This window comes from Pseudoalteromonas sp. OANN1 (genome assembly GCF_024124685.1).
In the GTDB taxonomy this organism is placed as follows: Bacteria; Pseudomonadota; Gammaproteobacteria; order Enterobacterales; family Alteromonadaceae; genus Pseudoalteromonas; species Pseudoalteromonas piscicida.
In genome coordinates this window covers 37290-51485 of record NZ_JAMXSE010000030.1, presented here as the reverse complement: position 1 = coordinate 51485, position 14196 = coordinate 37290, and the positions used below count along the sequence as shown (strand labels likewise).

Sequence of the window (14196 nt, the reverse complement as noted above, 5' to 3'; positions counted from 1 at the left end):
GTGGGTTACTCAGTGCGATGTCTGAGTCACTGTGTCGTTGGTGATAACCAAGCGAGTGACGAGATATTCAGATAGTAAGCAGCCGCAAATATGCGGCTGTTTTGTTTTTATGCGATTGGTATTAATCTTTAAAAGATTTATGGCAGTCTTTACAGCCTTTTGCCCAATCTTTAAATGCAGAAGCAATCAGCTTTTTGTCGCCAGAGTCAGCTGCAACAGCCAGTGCTTGAGCATACTCGGCAAATTGCTTGGCTTTACCATCGAACTCAGCTCTGTTTGACCAAACGGCTGGTAGGGCATCAGTATTGCCTTTGTCAGAACCGTCGATAAATGCTTCCCAAGGCATTTGCGATAATTGCGCAGCATTGTGAGCACGTTGCTTAAATACTTCAGCATCAAATGGTACTTTGCCTTTTAGCATGTCGCCCATATTGCCAATCTGGAAACGGATCAATTGGAAAGACGCTTGGCGGTATTCAATTGCATCTTCAGCCGATTCAAACATGGTGTTAGCTTGCGCTGTTGCTGCAAGACAGCTAAATAGTGTGACGGTAAGTAGTTTCTTCATAGTAAACCCCTAATATTTTTCCCTATTTTCAATGTAAATTACAAATATAATCAAACAATTGCGATAAGTGCCCTGTGACGGAGGCAACTAGTTTTAAATAATCAACTCTCGATGTCTTTGAATATCATGCCCCTGCGCATACTGCGGGTGGCTAAAAAGATTTCTCCCAGCAAAGAGACAAACGCGCCAATAAGCAGCACCATAGCGGCGATAAAACAAGACGATAACGTAATGCCCAATGGCATACTGTACAAGTGTGACATGAACAGCAGCATAACCACTGCACAGACAAGCAACGCACTGAGTACACTCATGCTAAATGCAACGTGAATAAAACGAGACCGTTTTAATAGTGCGCGCATTTCACGGCTAAAGTGCATTTTTAGCTCTTCATCTTGCGTGGTATTGATCTTGCGATCAAGTAAACGCGCCCTATCCGTGATCCGTGCTAAGCGGTTTGATAGTACCCCTAAGGTCGCAGCAATACCCGTAATTAAAAATACAGGGGCAACGGCGGTTTGGATAACTTTGGCCATCGTGAGAATGCTGACGACTTCTGGATTCATATAGTTACCTCGTTAATTCCAGTTTAGTTTTGATAAGGTGTTGGGTTGCTCACCGATGAGGGTTTGCATCACTTGGTTGCGTTCATCAAGCAAGATGACTCTAGGAATGCCTTTATTGGCATACGTGTTGTAAATATCTCGATTGGGATCGGCAACAAAATGGATGGGCAATTGCATGGTTTCGTTGAACTGCTCAAGTGTAGTGTTAGTTTCTTCTCGGCCAATGGCAACGATGGTTAACTCGGCTTGGGTGAGTAATTCAGATTGTTTTAGTTCACTCAATAAACGTTGCGAATCAGAGCACCACGTCGCGAATAAAATCACCAGCTTTTTGTGATTAGCATCGAACCTAACAGCTTGGTTTTTGATATCCGTAAATTGCAAATGTTTGAAGGTGTCGCCGGTGTAGATATAGGTCTGATAGCCATCGTCTGCTTGTGGTAGCGCTTCGTTAGAGGCCTTGCAGCCGCTTAATCCGGTGGCGAGTACGGTGCTAAGTAGTAACATTTTTATTGTTGTTTTCATGCCTATCCCTTGATTCCATGTCAGTGTTTTTGAAGTCTTGCGCACATTTCAGTATATTGCCCCACTTAGATGATTTCTTAAAGTCCAATTTCTTATAGCCGTTGATATGATTTACCTTTCTTTATTTGGGCTTGCTTTTATTGCCGCAACCTTATTACCTGCGTCGTCGGAACTGGCGCTGAGTGGGCTCGTTGTGAAACAACAAGGCGAATTAGTTTGGTTATGGCTGACTGCGACAACGGGTAATTTACTTGGTAGCTGTGTCAACTATTATCTTGGCTGGTTTATCGCTAAGTGGCGGGATAAGCGCTGGTTTCCGGTTTCTCAACAGCAATATGATAAGGCTTGTGGACTATTTAATCGTTACGGCAAGTTTTCATTGCTATTTGCTTGGCTACCCATAGTCGGAGATCCTTTGACCGTGGTAGCGGGATCTCTACGGACCTCTTTTGGGTGGTTTTTTGTGTTAGTCGCGCTCGGTAAAGGCGCTCGTTATGCACTGGTGATTTACCTTGCCTTACAGGTGATTTCTTAACACCAGAAGGCAAGGAAATGAATATCAGAGTCTTATCTCTTAGTTTAGCTTCTGTACCAATCGAGCGTCAGTGACACTGAGTCAGCAAACCGTAAAGCGTGCGGTTTATCTACGGTGACTTTTGCATACGTCACGTCTTGATGTTGATGACATTCAGCAAGTATGTCAGCCACTAATTTCTCAAGTAACAAAAAATGCCCTTCTTCTACCAGTGTGATGACAGCTTTGGTCACTGTTTTGTAGTTGAGCGCGTGAGCCACGTTATCATGATCTAAACATGCCGTATCCGCTGGGTAGTGAATTTCAATATTGATCACGACATCTTGCTTTTTTTCCCGCTCCTCGGGATTAAAACCAATAAAGGTACGTAGCCTTAAATTCGTCACCTTAATAATGGCATTCGACATAGCGTGCTTATCCTTTCACTAACTGTAAAAATTCGTTGCGGGTTTTGGGGTCGCTTCTGAAGTTACCAAGCATGACAGACGTGCGCATACTAGAGTTTTGTTTTTCAACCCCACGCATCATCATACACATATGTTTGGCTTCAACGATCACGCCAACGCCTTTTGCGCCGGTGACTTCCTCAACGGCCTTGGCGATTTGATGAGTTAGCTGCTCTTGGATTTGAAAACGTCGGGCAAACATATCAACAATGCGGGCAAATTTAGACAAGCCAAGCACTTTACCATTAGGTATATAAGCGATGTGACAACGACCAACGAAAGGTAGAAGGTGATGCTCACACATAGAGTACAACTCTATATCTTGAACCAGCACCATATCATCGGCATCCGAGCTGAATACCGCGTTGTTGGTGATTTCATCCAGTGTTTGACGGTAGCCCTGAGTCAGATATTCCATCGCTTTCGCTGCGCGCTTTGGCGTATCTAATAATCCTTCGCGGTCTGCATCTTCACCCACGGCTTCAATAATCGTTTTATAACTCTGTTGTAATTTGTCTTGCATAATGCGTTACCTCAAATGGCGGCCACCGTCGATTTGTACCGTGCGTCCTGTCATATAGTTGCTAGAGAGTATCATGTCGACACTATTGATAACTTCTTTGCTACCAGGCTCAATTCCCATAATAGACTTTTTCAAGGTTTTTGCCTTGTACTCGTCACTATCGTCTTGATTAAAGATGATAAGAGAAGGTGCAATGCTATTCACTTTGATGTTAGGTGCAAACTTAGCGGCAAATGACCGTGTTAAGTTATCTAATGCAGCTTTACTTGCGGCATAGGCAATGTGTTTTGGACTGCCTTTTTCTACTACATAGTCAGTAATATGGATCACATCGCTGACGTTATTGCTAGCTGTCAATAAGTCGCTCAAGACATGATTGATCAAATAAGGGACTTTAGCGTGGATCCGCATCATATTGTCGAATAATGCTGAAAAGTCAGGGTTGTTGGCTTCACAATCCCAGCTCGATGCATTGTGGATGATGGCACTGAGTGCGTCGGTATGGGCACGAATTTGGTTGTTGAGTTGCGTGATTGCTTCTGGCTCGTCAAAATCAGCCTTGATACAAATAGCACCTTGCGATTCGAGTTCATTGATAACTTGGTGTTTGGTGCGATACGTCAATATGACGGCTTGCTGTTTAGCGAGAAAGTGTTTCACCAAAGCAAGTCCAATGCGCTGTGCGCCACCAGTAATTAAAATAGGTGCGGCTGCTGGGCTCATAAGTTCATCACCTTGTGAATTGAGAGATTAGGGGGCAGGGTGAATAATTAATTATCTCCTGCCAACAATATTATTGTTCGTCGTATACCGTAGGAATTGGCTGACGCTTGTGTTGGGTGCGCTGATAGATGGTAATAAGTTTGTCGTTCACTTCACTGCTAACAGGCTTACCCTCAAGGAAGTCATCAATATTGTCATAGCTTAGTCCCAGCGCCTCTTCATCGGAAAGGCCTGGACGGTCGCATTCAAGATCGGCTGTAGGTACTTTATGTACTAGTCCGGCAGGTGCCCCGAGAAAAGCCGCTAGTGCGCGAACTTGGCGTTTTGATAAGCCAAACAAGGGCGCTAAGTCGCAGGCGCCGTCACCAAACTTGGTATAAAAGCCCGTGATGTTTTCCGCGCTGTGATCGGTACCGACTACTAAACCGCGAGTCAGGCCTGCTATTTCGTACTGCGCTACCATGCGCTGGCGTGCTTTTACGTTTCCTTTAATAAAATCCACGCTGGCTTGTGAAGGTAGTGGCACGCTTCCACCCGCCATGGCAGCAAGTGCTTGCTCGTGCATGGCATCGGCCGCAGGCTTGATGTTGACTGTTAAGCGCTGACTAGGTTGGATAAACTCGAGTGCAAGTTGTGCTTCCTCTTCATCAGCTTGAACGCCATATGGCAAGCGCATGGCAATAAATTTATAAGCCCCAGTACCATGTTCAGCATTGAGTTCATTGATAGCTAGCTGGCATAGGCGTCCACAGGTTGACGAATCAACTCCTCCGCTTATGCCAAGCACAAGGGTGAAGCAGCCAGAGGCTTGTAATCGTGCTTTTAAAAATGAGACACGTCGTTTGACTTCAAATTCTGGGTCAATAATTGGCTGAACTTTCATTTCAGCCATGATTGCTTCACGCATACTGGTTCCTCAATACTATCGGGGCGATAAACTTCTATTATGTTGGTGCTGACGCGCTTTTTAAAGCCCTAAATGTGCTTTGATGGTAGCGAGCTCTTGCTTTAATTGCTCAATCTCGGCAATTAAGCTTTCGATTTCGCTGTCATTTTGGGTGCAGGTTATGGGTTCTGCTGGCGCTGTTGGTTCAACGACTTGGTCACCAAACAAGTGTTGATAACGACTTTCTCGTTTTCCAGGTTCTCTGGCAAGCTTAACTACATAATCATGTTCTTGCATTGCACTTAATGTCGATTCAACATCCTGTACGGAGCTGAACTCTGCGAGGCGGCTGCTACGGGTACGCAGTTCACCTGGCGTTTGTGGTCCACGCAGTAACAACAAACAGATAATCGCTTTTTGTTTCGCGTTGACTTTAAGGTGGCCAAAATCACTGTTACAAAAGCGCTGGCTGTACTTGTCGACGCGACCAGAGAGTGCTTCGTCGCAGGTAATTAAGCGTTTTTCTTGTAGGCGAGTCAGTGTGTCTAACACATCATTTTGAGAGAGTTCCATCACCGGCTCGCGATTCGACTTTTGATTACACGCATTGGTGAGGCCGTTGAGTGACATGGGGTATTGTTCTGGGGTGGTGACTTGCTTTTCGATTAAGCTACCCAGTACGCGTTGCTCTTGAGTATCTAATTGCATCACTTTCCTTATTTTTGTTGTTGCTGATGAGATGTATAACATCATCTTGATAGTAGCAATATAATACCAATATTTACTGTAGCAAAGTGTGCGAGCTAACTTTGTTGGGCCGTAGACGAAGGTGCTTGCATTGTTTGCTGCGGTTTTATTTGCAGAAGTTTGGCTTTTAGCTCATCAAAGTCAATGGGTTTGGTGAGGTAATCATCCATTCCAGCATCAAGGCATTTTTCTCTATCACCTTGCATCGCGTTGGCGGTGAGTGCAACGATCACGCTATGCTGATGGATTTTTCCGGCAACACCTTGGCGGATCTGCTGTGCTGCCTGATAACCGTCCATTACTGGCATTTGACAATCCATTAGAATTACATCGTAAGGTTTGTTAGTTGATTGTAAGTGTGTAAGTGCTAACTCGCCATTTTCTTGGCAGACTACTTTTGCACCTAAACGCTCTAACATCGTCATCGCAACGGTTTGGTTTATCCGATTATCTTCCACCAATAAGATTGAGCATGCTAACAGAGGATCAGCACTGACCTGTGAGTTGGTTTTGACTGATTTCGGCTTGTCTGGGTCTTGATAATCAGAGTTGAACACCTGAAGTGCTGCATATGGCGTGATGGGATAGTACACCCGCTCGCAAGAGGAAAATAGCGAGAGCGTTTCGCTACTTTGTTCTTCAACGGCAAGCACATGAACGATCTGTTGTTGTGTTAGCTGCGTTTTGAGGGCTTGTTGCTTTTTCCGCGGGGCGGCATTGAGTAATTTGGCATCCAAAATAACAGCAAGATGTGAGGACGGTTGTTGCAGTTGTGTCATGAGCATATCAAGTTGCTGCACGTGTAAGCACGTGATATGCCAAGGCTTCAGTAGTTTACCGTAGTCTTCATTGATTTCGCTTAATATATATAACGTTGAGTTATCAGACTTTTCATGTACGGTAATGGGTTTAGCTGCTGTTAGTAGTACATTACAGGAAAACGTGCTGCCAACGTGTTCTTTACTAAATGCTTGTAGGTCACCACCGAGCAACTGAGACAATTGCTTTGCAATGGTGAGACCAAGCCCAGTACCACCATATTGTCGAGTGGTTGATAAATCTGCTTGGGTAAATGAATCAAAAACTTTATTGAGCTTTTCTTTTGAAATACCAATACCGGTATCTTCTACACTGCACCATAACCGAGTTTGATCGCCCGTTTGTTCGGTATGGCAGCTTAATGTCACTGAACCATCATGGGTGAACTTAATCGCATTGCTTAGCAAATTATTAAGGATTTGTTTGAGGCGATTTGGATCCGTTTGCGCGGTATGGACTTTCATGCCCGATAAATCGATATGTAGCCGATTATTGTTGGCATCAGCTGCGCGCACAAAACCAGACAGCATATTACTTAACATCTCGATAAGGTCGAACTCAACAAATTCGATCGTTAGCTTACCAGCCTCTATTTTGGAAAAGTCGAGAATGTCATTAATGATGGTAAGCAAGGACTTCGCTGAACTATGTGCCAAAGAGAGCTGGTGGTGTTGGGTCGAAGTGAGTTGTGAGTGCATTACAAGCTCAACCATGCCCATTACGCCATTGAGTGGAGTGCGTATTTCATGACTCATACTGGCTAAAAACTCTGCTTTCATTTTAGCGGATTGTTCTGCTAAGTCTTTATCAATGATGGCTTGATTTTTTGCCTTTTGATGGGCTTTATTGATAAAAAGGCTTCCTAACATGGCGGCGATAGATTTCATTAAACGGAGATCGCTTTGACCCCAAACTGGACTTACAACATCGTACTCTGCACAAAGAACGCCTAAGGGTTGGTTTTTATGACTGATAGGGCAGCAAAGCATCGCCTTAATTTCAAAAGGCTCAAGGTACGTTGTGGTGAGGGCCATTGTTGCAGGGTGGTTTTCAGCTTGTTCCGCCGCAATTATTTGGCCACTCTCAATTTCACTAAAGAATGCCGGCGCTATTGCTTTTCGCCAAGGAGGAAAGTGCTCTAAGTTATCCATCGCTGCATTTGAAAAACACACTGGGATCAGCTGGTTTTTATCCTCATTAAATTGCCAAATACTCACTTTATTCACCTCCACTCCTTTTCTACAGGTATCTGCACAGAGTGTGAGTGCTTTGTTGAGATGGTTATTTAAGATGGCTTCGTGAGAGCTCAAATGGGCAAGGAGCTCATTATTTTTGGCGAATTTATCATGTTCCATTTCCATGATTTTGCGTTTATGGATGTTTTGAATGGAACCAAAAATGTGGCTAGTGCGTTTGCCACTGCGAATAGAGCGTGCTTTCACGAGCACCCATAAGTCATCCAGATTTTGAGTTTGGATAATAAATTCTTCTTCGAACTCATGGCCTGTTTTTATAAGTTCATCCACACAATCTTGCAAACGCTTTCTGTGCAAACCTGCTTTGAAAAACTCTGTTGTATTCATCCAAGTGGGCTGAAATTGTCTTGGCACACAGAAAATACTACGAGTGACGTCCGACCAAATAATATCGCGTGTTTTGACGTTAATTTCCCATGCACCAACTTCTGCGAGTATGCCCATATTGGTCAGTGATAAAGCATTGCGTTGCAGTTGCGATAGCAGTCGAGTGATGAAGATAAATGCGGCAATAAAGATGATAATCAACGCGATGATAGCTAAGCGAAAAGGCCACACTGCAGTTGCCGCTGGTTGCCAACCAATGCGAGGCACAGCGTAGAGTTCCCATTCACCTGAGGGCACGTTGACACTAAATGCGATGGGGGCAAGCGAATGAATATTACTATTGCCATAAAAGTAATCTCCGTCTTGGCCTTTACCATCAACGCCTTGAATCGCGATCAGATATTGACTTTCTAATGCGGTAAAGTCTGCTTGTTGATACAGACTATCCATATCGAGCACGACAGAGAGTAAACCCCAGAAATGAGTTTTGTCTGTGTAAACGGGAACTCTTGCGATTAAACCTGTGCCTCCTTGCAGCAACTCCAGTGGACCTGCCATCACGATTTCGCGACTTTCTTTGGCGAGTAATGCGCCGTATTTTTGCGTCGGATGGGTTTGGTAGTCCAAGCCTATGGCTTTTTCATTGCCCTTCAATGGGTAAATATAGTCGAGCCGCATATCTGGAGCTGCTCCGATATTACGAAGGATTTGGCTACTATCGAATAGGGGTTTTGCGAGCTGTTCGAAGCGAGCTTGAGAGAGCTCGGATTGACCAGAAAGGGCAATGCCTAGCCCTCTGACAAGTTGTACATTTTTTGCCAGAATACCTTCTATTTTAGTGCGGTAGACATTCACTTCCTCGGTCGAGCGGCTTTTTTCTATCGCGATTAAGCGGCGATAGTTTACTTGATCAACATACCATGCCACTGCGATGATCACGACTAGCAAAAGCCAGAAGCTATATTTCACAAAGCGAAATTTAAGTGGTGATGTCGATAGTTCAGAGATCATGGTGCTTCTGTGTTGAAGACGATGATTTAACTATAGTTCAGTCCTCGCAAAGCGAAATCTAATTAACCAAAATAAAATGCTTTAACTTGATTGTCTTATAACTGTGACAAAGTCGAGAATATTGGTTTATTAGCCAATGACATGCTATATCTTCTAGGCATAAATTAGCGCTAGATACATTGTTAAGGGATGGTCATGCTTACTTGGATTAAACGAATTGTTGTCGCTCTGCTGTTACTGGTATTGCTTGGTACTGCAAGTATATATGGCTTACTTGCGCTAAGTTTGCCCGCACTGGATGGTAAAGGTAGTACATCGGAGATCGATAATACAGTAACGGTAGCACGCGATGCCATGGGGCAAGCTGTGGTGTCGGCTGACACCCGAGCAGATGCGTCGTATGGATTGGGTTTTGCACATGGTCAGGACCGTTTTTTTCAAATGGATCTGCTGCGTCGCAATGCCGCAGGTGAATTGAGTGAGTTATTTGGCTCGGCGGCCATTGGCCTTGATGAAAGCATGCGTTTCCATCAATTCAGAAAACGGGCAAAGCTTATCCTGATGTCCTTACCTGAAGCGCATAGACAAATCCTTGAGCGTTATACACAAGGGGTGAACGATGGGCGAGTACAATCAGGCTTCACCAGTTTTGAATACCTGCTTCTAGGTGCAACTCCTGCACCATGGCAGCCAGAAGACAGCTTACTCACTATTTTTAGCATGTATCTAGACTTGCAAGCAGGTACTTATGAGCGCGATGAAACCCTAATTGCGCTTAAGCAGCAATATGGTCAAGATATGCTCGATTTTATCTTGCAGCCTAGTCAATATCAGGCTGCTTTGGATAACAGTGTACTTACGGCATCGCCAGTTACTATTCCTGCATTACAGCAACAAATCGTGCAAGCTCAGCCATCACATATTGCTGATGTGCCGCTTTACGGCAGTAATAATTGGGCCGTAACTGGTGCGCTTACAAAGACAGGATCGGCAATGTTATCCGACGATATGCACCTTGGCTTAAATGTGCCGTCGATTTGGTATCGTGCCCAGCTTAATTATCAGGATCAGGGCCATGCAATTCAGGTAACTGGGGTGTCGTTACCAGGCGCTCCAGCCATTGTGGTTGGAAGCAATAATCGCATAGCGTGGGGATTCACCAATGGTTATTTAGATACAGCCGATTGGATTGAGCTTGACGCAGACACCAAGACGCAGTTCATTGCTGAAGAAATTAAATTGCCTGATGGCAAAAGTCATACCTATCAATTAGAAATGAGTACATTTGGTCCCGTTAAACAACTTGGAGATAAGAAGCTAGCGCTGAGTTGGGTTGCTCATCAACCCTATGCCGTAAACCTAGAGCTTGTGCAACTTGAGTGCTTAACCGAAGTTCAACAAGCAACAGAGCATGCCAAAAAGGTAGGGATCCCTGTACAAAATTTGATGGTGGTAGACAGTAAAGGAGCAGCTGCTTGGACGCCGATGGGGGCTATTCCTGCACGTAAAATGACTCATAACACGGCGTTGAATACAGAGCAATATGAGCAAGCGTGGCAGAACAACGAACAAGTTCGCCCGGTTGTGCAAAACCCTGAAAACGGTAAATTGTGGACGGCTAACTCTCGCGTGGTTTCAGTTGCAGATAATCAAAGGTTTGGTGATGGCGGCTATGCGTTAGGTGCACGTGCCGTGCAGATCCGCGATGGACTTTTAGCTCAGCAGCAGTTTACGGAAGCGGATTTCTATCAGCTGCAATTGGACAATCGCGCTAAGTTTTTAGCGCCGTGGCACGAGCACTTAGTATCCCTATTGCAAAACCAACATTCCGCATCTTTTGAAAATGATATTTCGCTCCTTAATGACTGGCAGGGCTGTGCGTGTGCCGGTTCAGTCGGTTACACCTTAGTGAAAGCCTACCGCAATGCACTGATCGACACTCTTTTCGCACCCTTGGAGCAGCACTTAAACACGCAAAAATTGTCGCTGAAGCCGGTTAAGCGTTATCTTGAACCCGGACTCTGGCAGCTCTTAACCGAGCAGCCAAATAGCTGGTTGGGCGAGCATGGCTCTTGGGTTGAGTTAGAGTTGGCTGCTTACAAGCTTGCCAAGCAGAAACTTAGCGAAAGATATGGCAGTAATATGGCTGCTTGGCGCTGGGGGGATGTCAATGCACTTAAGGTGCAGCATCCTTTTTCAAAACAAATGCCAATGCTGAGTGGTTTGTTAGATATGCCAACCGCACAAGCTTTTGGTGATACCTTTATGCCTGCGGTGCAGGGTAAATCTTTCGGCGCATCGCAGCGCTTTATCGCACAACCGGGTCATTTACAAAATGCAATTTTAACGGTTGCTGGTGGCCAAAGTGGACATCCGTTATCGCCGTTTTATCGGTCTGGATTTGCTGATTATGCCGAAGGGGAGAATACCCCCTTGCTACCTGGTGAATTAACTCACCAGATAGTCATTTCACCTAAGTAATGCTTTGCACTGGACGTATCGGAAGGGTTAACTTACACCCTCCGATACACGCAAAATCGGTGCCGCGGTAACACGGTTCCGACCTGAATGTTTGCTGTCGTAAAGTGCGGCATCCGCGTGTTGAATGACGACCTCAAAAGTTTGGCTAGGATCCCAATTTGCAACGCCAAAACTCATAGTGACTTTAAGAATGTCGTTTTCAAAACTGGTGGTCTCTACGGCTCGTCGTAATTTTTCCATGCGCTGTATTGCTTCTCCACTTGAACAAGGCGCCAGCACGATTAAAAACTCTTCACCACCCCAACGAACTGCAATGTCTGCAGGGTGAATATGTGCTTTGATTGTTTCGGCCACACTTTTTAAAATTTGATCTCCTTTGTCATGGCCAAAGGTGTCATTGATTTTTTTAAAGTGGTCGATATCCGCCATTACCAAACATAAAGGAGAGTGAGTAGAGATACAGTTTTCTTTAGCATGGGTGATTAACTCGCGCGCATAGCGACGGTTGAACATTTGTGTGAGCGGGTCGTGTGCAGCGAGCTCTTCTAATTTGTCTCTTTGTTGCACCGTCATTTTACGTATGTGGCTGATCGTGTAGATCATCGGAATACCACATATGAGCACATTGGCAAAATGCACATAGGGAATTAACTGTTGATAGCGATATTGATAGGCAATATCACCAAACAATAATTCTAAGACTGCGAATAGCGTGATTAACACAACGGAATAAATTACGGCATTACGTAATCTGAGTTGGTAATCTAGCAGCATGAGGCAAGACACTGTCCAGAGATAGTACTGAAATCCAAGTGACATGCCGAGATAGGCACACACCAGCGTCGCATGGATGGCGACTTCAAGGCAGAAAACCCGCAGTGCAATAGAGGGTTTACTCGCATCAATGAGTTTAATGCCAGCGTACCACATCAGTACACTACCCACGTTTACCAAAGCAAGCATGTTCACCTCTAAATGCCAAAAGACAACAATGAGGCCGGCGTGTAGCCACATGCAATACGCGGCCACGCGTCGTAATAATGCAAATTTTAATGCTTCTACTTGGTCTGGTTTGCTATAAGGGTGGTATTTAGTCAAACGTAAGCTCTTGTGGTATTCACAATAAAATAAGTATAGAAGCTCTATTGTGATTTGCCGTCTATTTGACCTAAGCTCTGGTTATTCGCTCAGCATCCAGCAAGGTTCGCTGTAGTAGAGTGAGAGATAGGTAGATAATAAAAGCTTTGGAGTTGATATGTCTGTAGAAAAAGCGCGGATCACGCTATGTAACCTAGAAAAGTCTGACTACGATCAGGTTAAATCTTTAATGGATGAAGCCTACCCTGATCTCGGTGGTGCGTGGCCTAGTCATACGATATTTAGGTTGATTGACCAGTTTCCTGAGGGACAGATCGGTGTTAAAGACGGTGAGCGTCTCGTCGGTATCGCGCTGAGTGTTCAAGTTGACTATCAAACCTTTTCTAACCCGCATACCTATGAAGACATTGTCGACGCGCATAGCCGAATTTTTAGTGATAGTAATGCAGATGCGCTGTACGGGCTGGACGTAGTGATAGCCAAAAGCCATCGTGGTCTACGTCTTGGTCGACGACTGTATGATGCCCGTAAAGAGCTTTGTCGTCAGTACAACTTACGTGCGATTTTAGCAGGTGGTCGTATCCCGCTTTATAAGCAATTCCGTGGCAGTATGTCGCCAATGGAATATATAAACAAAGTCGATCATAAAGAATTACACGACCCCATTCTAAGCTTCCAACTTGCCAACGACTTCCAAGTAAAGCGACTGCTTAAACAATATCTGCCGGAAGATCAGGACTCCGAAGGCTATGCGACCCTACTTGAGTGGAATAACATTCTCTTCGAGCCTACCGATACCGTGATCGAAAGCAAGAAAACCATCGTCAGAGTGGGGGCCGTGCAGTGGCAGATGCGCCGGGTGGAATCGGTAGAGGAGTTAATGAAGCAGGTTGAGTATTTCGTGGACACGGTCTCGGATTACCAAAGTGACTTTATCCTGTTCCCTGAATTCTTCAACGCGCCACTAATGGGGCTCGGAAGCTATAGAAATCAGACCGAAGCTATTCGTGCATTGGCGACGTATACCGAGCAGTTTAGAGCCGCTATGTCGCAAATGGCGATCGAGTACAATGCCAATATTATCACGGGCTCTATGCCGCTACTTGAGGGCGACAAGCTCTATAACGTCAGTTACTTATGTCACCGCTCTGGCAAAGTGGATGAACAACGTAAAATTCATATCACCCCTCACGAAGACTACGATTGGGTTATCAAAGGCGGTGATAAAATAGAGGTGTTCGATACGGACGCAGGCCGAGTAGGGATCCAAGTATGCTACGACGTGGAGTTTCCAGAGTTATCGCGGATCATGGCTGAAAAAGGGCTGGATATTTTGTTTGTACCATTTTGGACTGATACGAAAAACAGCTACTTAAGGGTAAGGCACTGTGCACAGGCCCGTGCGGTTGAAAACGAATGCTACGTCGTTATTGCAGGCAGTGTTGGCAACTTACCTCAGGTAGAAAGCCTAGATGTACAGTACGCGCAGTCAGCGGTGTTGACGCCATCGGACTTTGCTTTTCCTCATGATGCCGCGCTCAACGAAGCAACACCAAATACGGAAATGCTGTTATTTAGTGACTTAGACTTAGATAAACTCAAAATATTGCATAGTGAAGGGACGGTGCGTAATTTACGAGACCGAAGAAAAGACCTGTATTCCGTGGAGTTGAAACAAAAATAGT

General features: G+C 44.9%; 13 protein-coding genes. 3 read left to right on the top strand and 10 right to left on the bottom strand.

Going from position 1 to position 14196, the window contains the following annotated elements; genetic code table 11:
• Positions 1-121 precede the first annotated feature (121 nt).
• The 3 genes from NH462_RS20280 to NH462_RS20270 all read right to left on the bottom strand — a co-directional run bounded on the left by NH462_RS20280 (position 122) and on the right by NH462_RS20270 (position 1659).
• On the bottom strand, positions 122-568 hold the full coding sequence (locus NH462_RS20280) for a cytochrome c (protein ID WP_010378096.1): 447 nt from the start codon (positions 566-568) through the stop codon (positions 122-124).
• A 101-nt stretch (positions 569-669) separates the two neighbouring features.
• Positions 670-1134, bottom strand: a complete 465-nt coding sequence (locus tag NH462_RS20275) for a DUF2721 domain-containing protein (protein WP_017219384.1) — start codon at positions 1132-1134, stop codon at positions 670-672.
• A gap of 12 nt (positions 1135-1146) precedes the next feature.
• Positions 1147-1659, bottom strand: coding sequence for a thioredoxin-like domain-containing protein (locus NH462_RS20270; protein ID WP_253107576.1), 513 nt, complete (start codon positions 1657-1659; stop codon positions 1147-1149).
• Positions 1660-1765: 106 nt separating this feature from the next.
• On the opposite strand from NH462_RS20270, the gene NH462_RS20265 reads away from it, so the two are divergent.
• Entirely contained in the window at positions 1766-2194 is a 429-nt protein-coding gene (locus NH462_RS20265) for a YqaA family protein (RefSeq protein WP_253107574.1), read from the top strand.
• A gap of 44 nt (positions 2195-2238) precedes the next feature.
• Here the strand turns inward: NH462_RS20265 and folX are convergent, their stop codons facing one another.
• The 6 genes from folX to NH462_RS20235 form a co-directional block, all read right to left on the bottom strand.
• Positions 2239-2601, bottom strand: a complete 363-nt coding sequence (gene folX, locus NH462_RS20260) for a dihydroneopterin triphosphate 2'-epimerase (protein ID WP_010378103.1) — start codon at positions 2599-2601, stop codon at positions 2239-2241.
• 7 nt (positions 2602-2608) lie between these two features.
• Positions 2609-3163 carry a GTP cyclohydrolase I FolE gene (gene folE, locus NH462_RS20255; protein WP_010378105.1) on the bottom strand — a complete coding sequence of 185 codons (555 nt, stop codon included), beginning with the start codon at positions 3161-3163 and terminating at the stop codon, positions 2609-2611.
• Between the two features lie 6 nt (positions 3164-3169).
• Complete coding sequence (gene folM, locus NH462_RS20250) at positions 3170-3886, bottom strand: dihydromonapterin reductase (protein WP_253107572.1); 717 nt, start codon at positions 3884-3886, stop codon at positions 3170-3172.
• Positions 3887-3956: 70 nt separating this feature from the next.
• Positions 3957-4793 (bottom strand): ammonia-dependent NAD(+) synthetase, encoded by an 837-nt coding sequence (gene nadE / locus NH462_RS20245; protein WP_253107570.1) that lies wholly within the window; start codon positions 4791-4793, stop codon positions 3957-3959.
• 60 nt (positions 4794-4853) lie between these two features.
• Positions 4854-5480, bottom strand: coding sequence for a DUF480 domain-containing protein (locus NH462_RS20240; RefSeq protein ID WP_253107568.1), 627 nt, complete (start codon positions 5478-5480; stop codon positions 4854-4856).
• Positions 5481-5575: 95 nt separating this feature from the next.
• Positions 5576-8932, bottom strand: a complete 3357-nt coding sequence (locus NH462_RS20235; protein WP_253107566.1) for an ATP-binding protein — start codon at positions 8930-8932, stop codon at positions 5576-5578.
• Positions 8933-9127: 195 nt separating this feature from the next.
• On the opposite strand from NH462_RS20235, the gene NH462_RS20230 reads away from it, so the two are divergent.
• Positions 9128-11413: a penicillin acylase family protein gene (locus NH462_RS20230; RefSeq protein ID WP_253107564.1), complete on the top strand. Its 2286-nt coding sequence runs from the start codon at positions 9128-9130 to the stop codon at positions 11411-11413.
• A 27-nt stretch (positions 11414-11440) separates the two neighbouring features.
• On the opposite strand, the gene NH462_RS20225 is transcribed toward NH462_RS20230, so the two are convergent.
• Positions 11441-12511 carry a diguanylate cyclase gene (locus NH462_RS20225; protein WP_253107562.1) on the bottom strand — a complete coding sequence of 357 codons (1071 nt, stop codon included), beginning with the start codon at positions 12509-12511 and terminating at the stop codon, positions 11441-11443.
• A 157-nt stretch (positions 12512-12668) separates the two neighbouring features.
• Here NH462_RS20225 and NH462_RS20220 point away from each other — a divergent pair, with 157 nt between their 5' ends.
• On the top strand, positions 12669-14195 hold the full coding sequence (locus tag NH462_RS20220; RefSeq protein ID WP_010378119.1) for a bifunctional GNAT family N-acetyltransferase/carbon-nitrogen hydrolase family protein: 1527 nt from the start codon (positions 12669-12671) through the stop codon (positions 14193-14195).
• The last annotated feature ends 1 nt before the right edge of the window (position 14196 follow it).

Excerpts from the sequence above, each read along its gene's own strand:
- NH462_RS20280 (WP_010378096.1), bottom strand. The coding sequence starts at position 568 with ATGAAGAAACTACTTACCGTCACACTATTTAGCTGTCTTGCAGCAACA.
- NH462_RS20275 (WP_017219384.1), bottom strand. The coding sequence starts at position 1,134 with ATGAATCCAGAAGTCGTCAGCATTCTCACGATGGCCAAAGTTATCCAA.
- NH462_RS20270 (WP_253107576.1), bottom strand. The coding sequence starts at position 1,659 with ATGAAAACAACAATAAAAATGTTACTACTTAGCACCGTACTCGCCACC.
- NH462_RS20265 (WP_253107574.1), top strand. The coding sequence starts at position 1,766 with ATGATTTACCTTTCTTTATTTGGGCTTGCTTTTATTGCCGCAACCTTA.
- folX (WP_010378103.1), bottom strand. The coding sequence starts at position 2,601 with ATGTCGAATGCCATTATTAAGGTGACGAATTTAAGGCTACGTACCTTT.
- folE (WP_010378105.1), bottom strand. The coding sequence starts at position 3,163 with ATGCAAGACAAATTACAACAGAGTTATAAAACGATTATTGAAGCCGTG.
- folM (WP_253107572.1), bottom strand. The coding sequence starts at position 3,886 with ATGAGCCCAGCAGCCGCACCTATTTTAATTACTGGTGGCGCACAGCGC.
- nadE (WP_253107570.1), bottom strand. The coding sequence starts at position 4,793 with ATGCGTGAAGCAATCATGGCTGAAATGAAAGTTCAGCCAATTATTGAC.
- NH462_RS20240 (WP_253107568.1), bottom strand. The coding sequence starts at position 5,480 with ATGCAATTAGATACTCAAGAGCAACGCGTACTGGGTAGCTTAATCGAA.
- NH462_RS20235 (WP_253107566.1), bottom strand. The coding sequence starts at position 8,932 with ATGATCTCTGAACTATCGACATCACCACTTAAATTTCGCTTTGTGAAA.
- NH462_RS20230 (WP_253107564.1), top strand. The coding sequence starts at position 9,128 with ATGCTTACTTGGATTAAACGAATTGTTGTCGCTCTGCTGTTACTGGTA.
- NH462_RS20220 (WP_010378119.1), top strand. The coding sequence starts at position 12,669 with ATGTCTGTAGAAAAAGCGCGGATCACGCTATGTAACCTAGAAAAGTCT.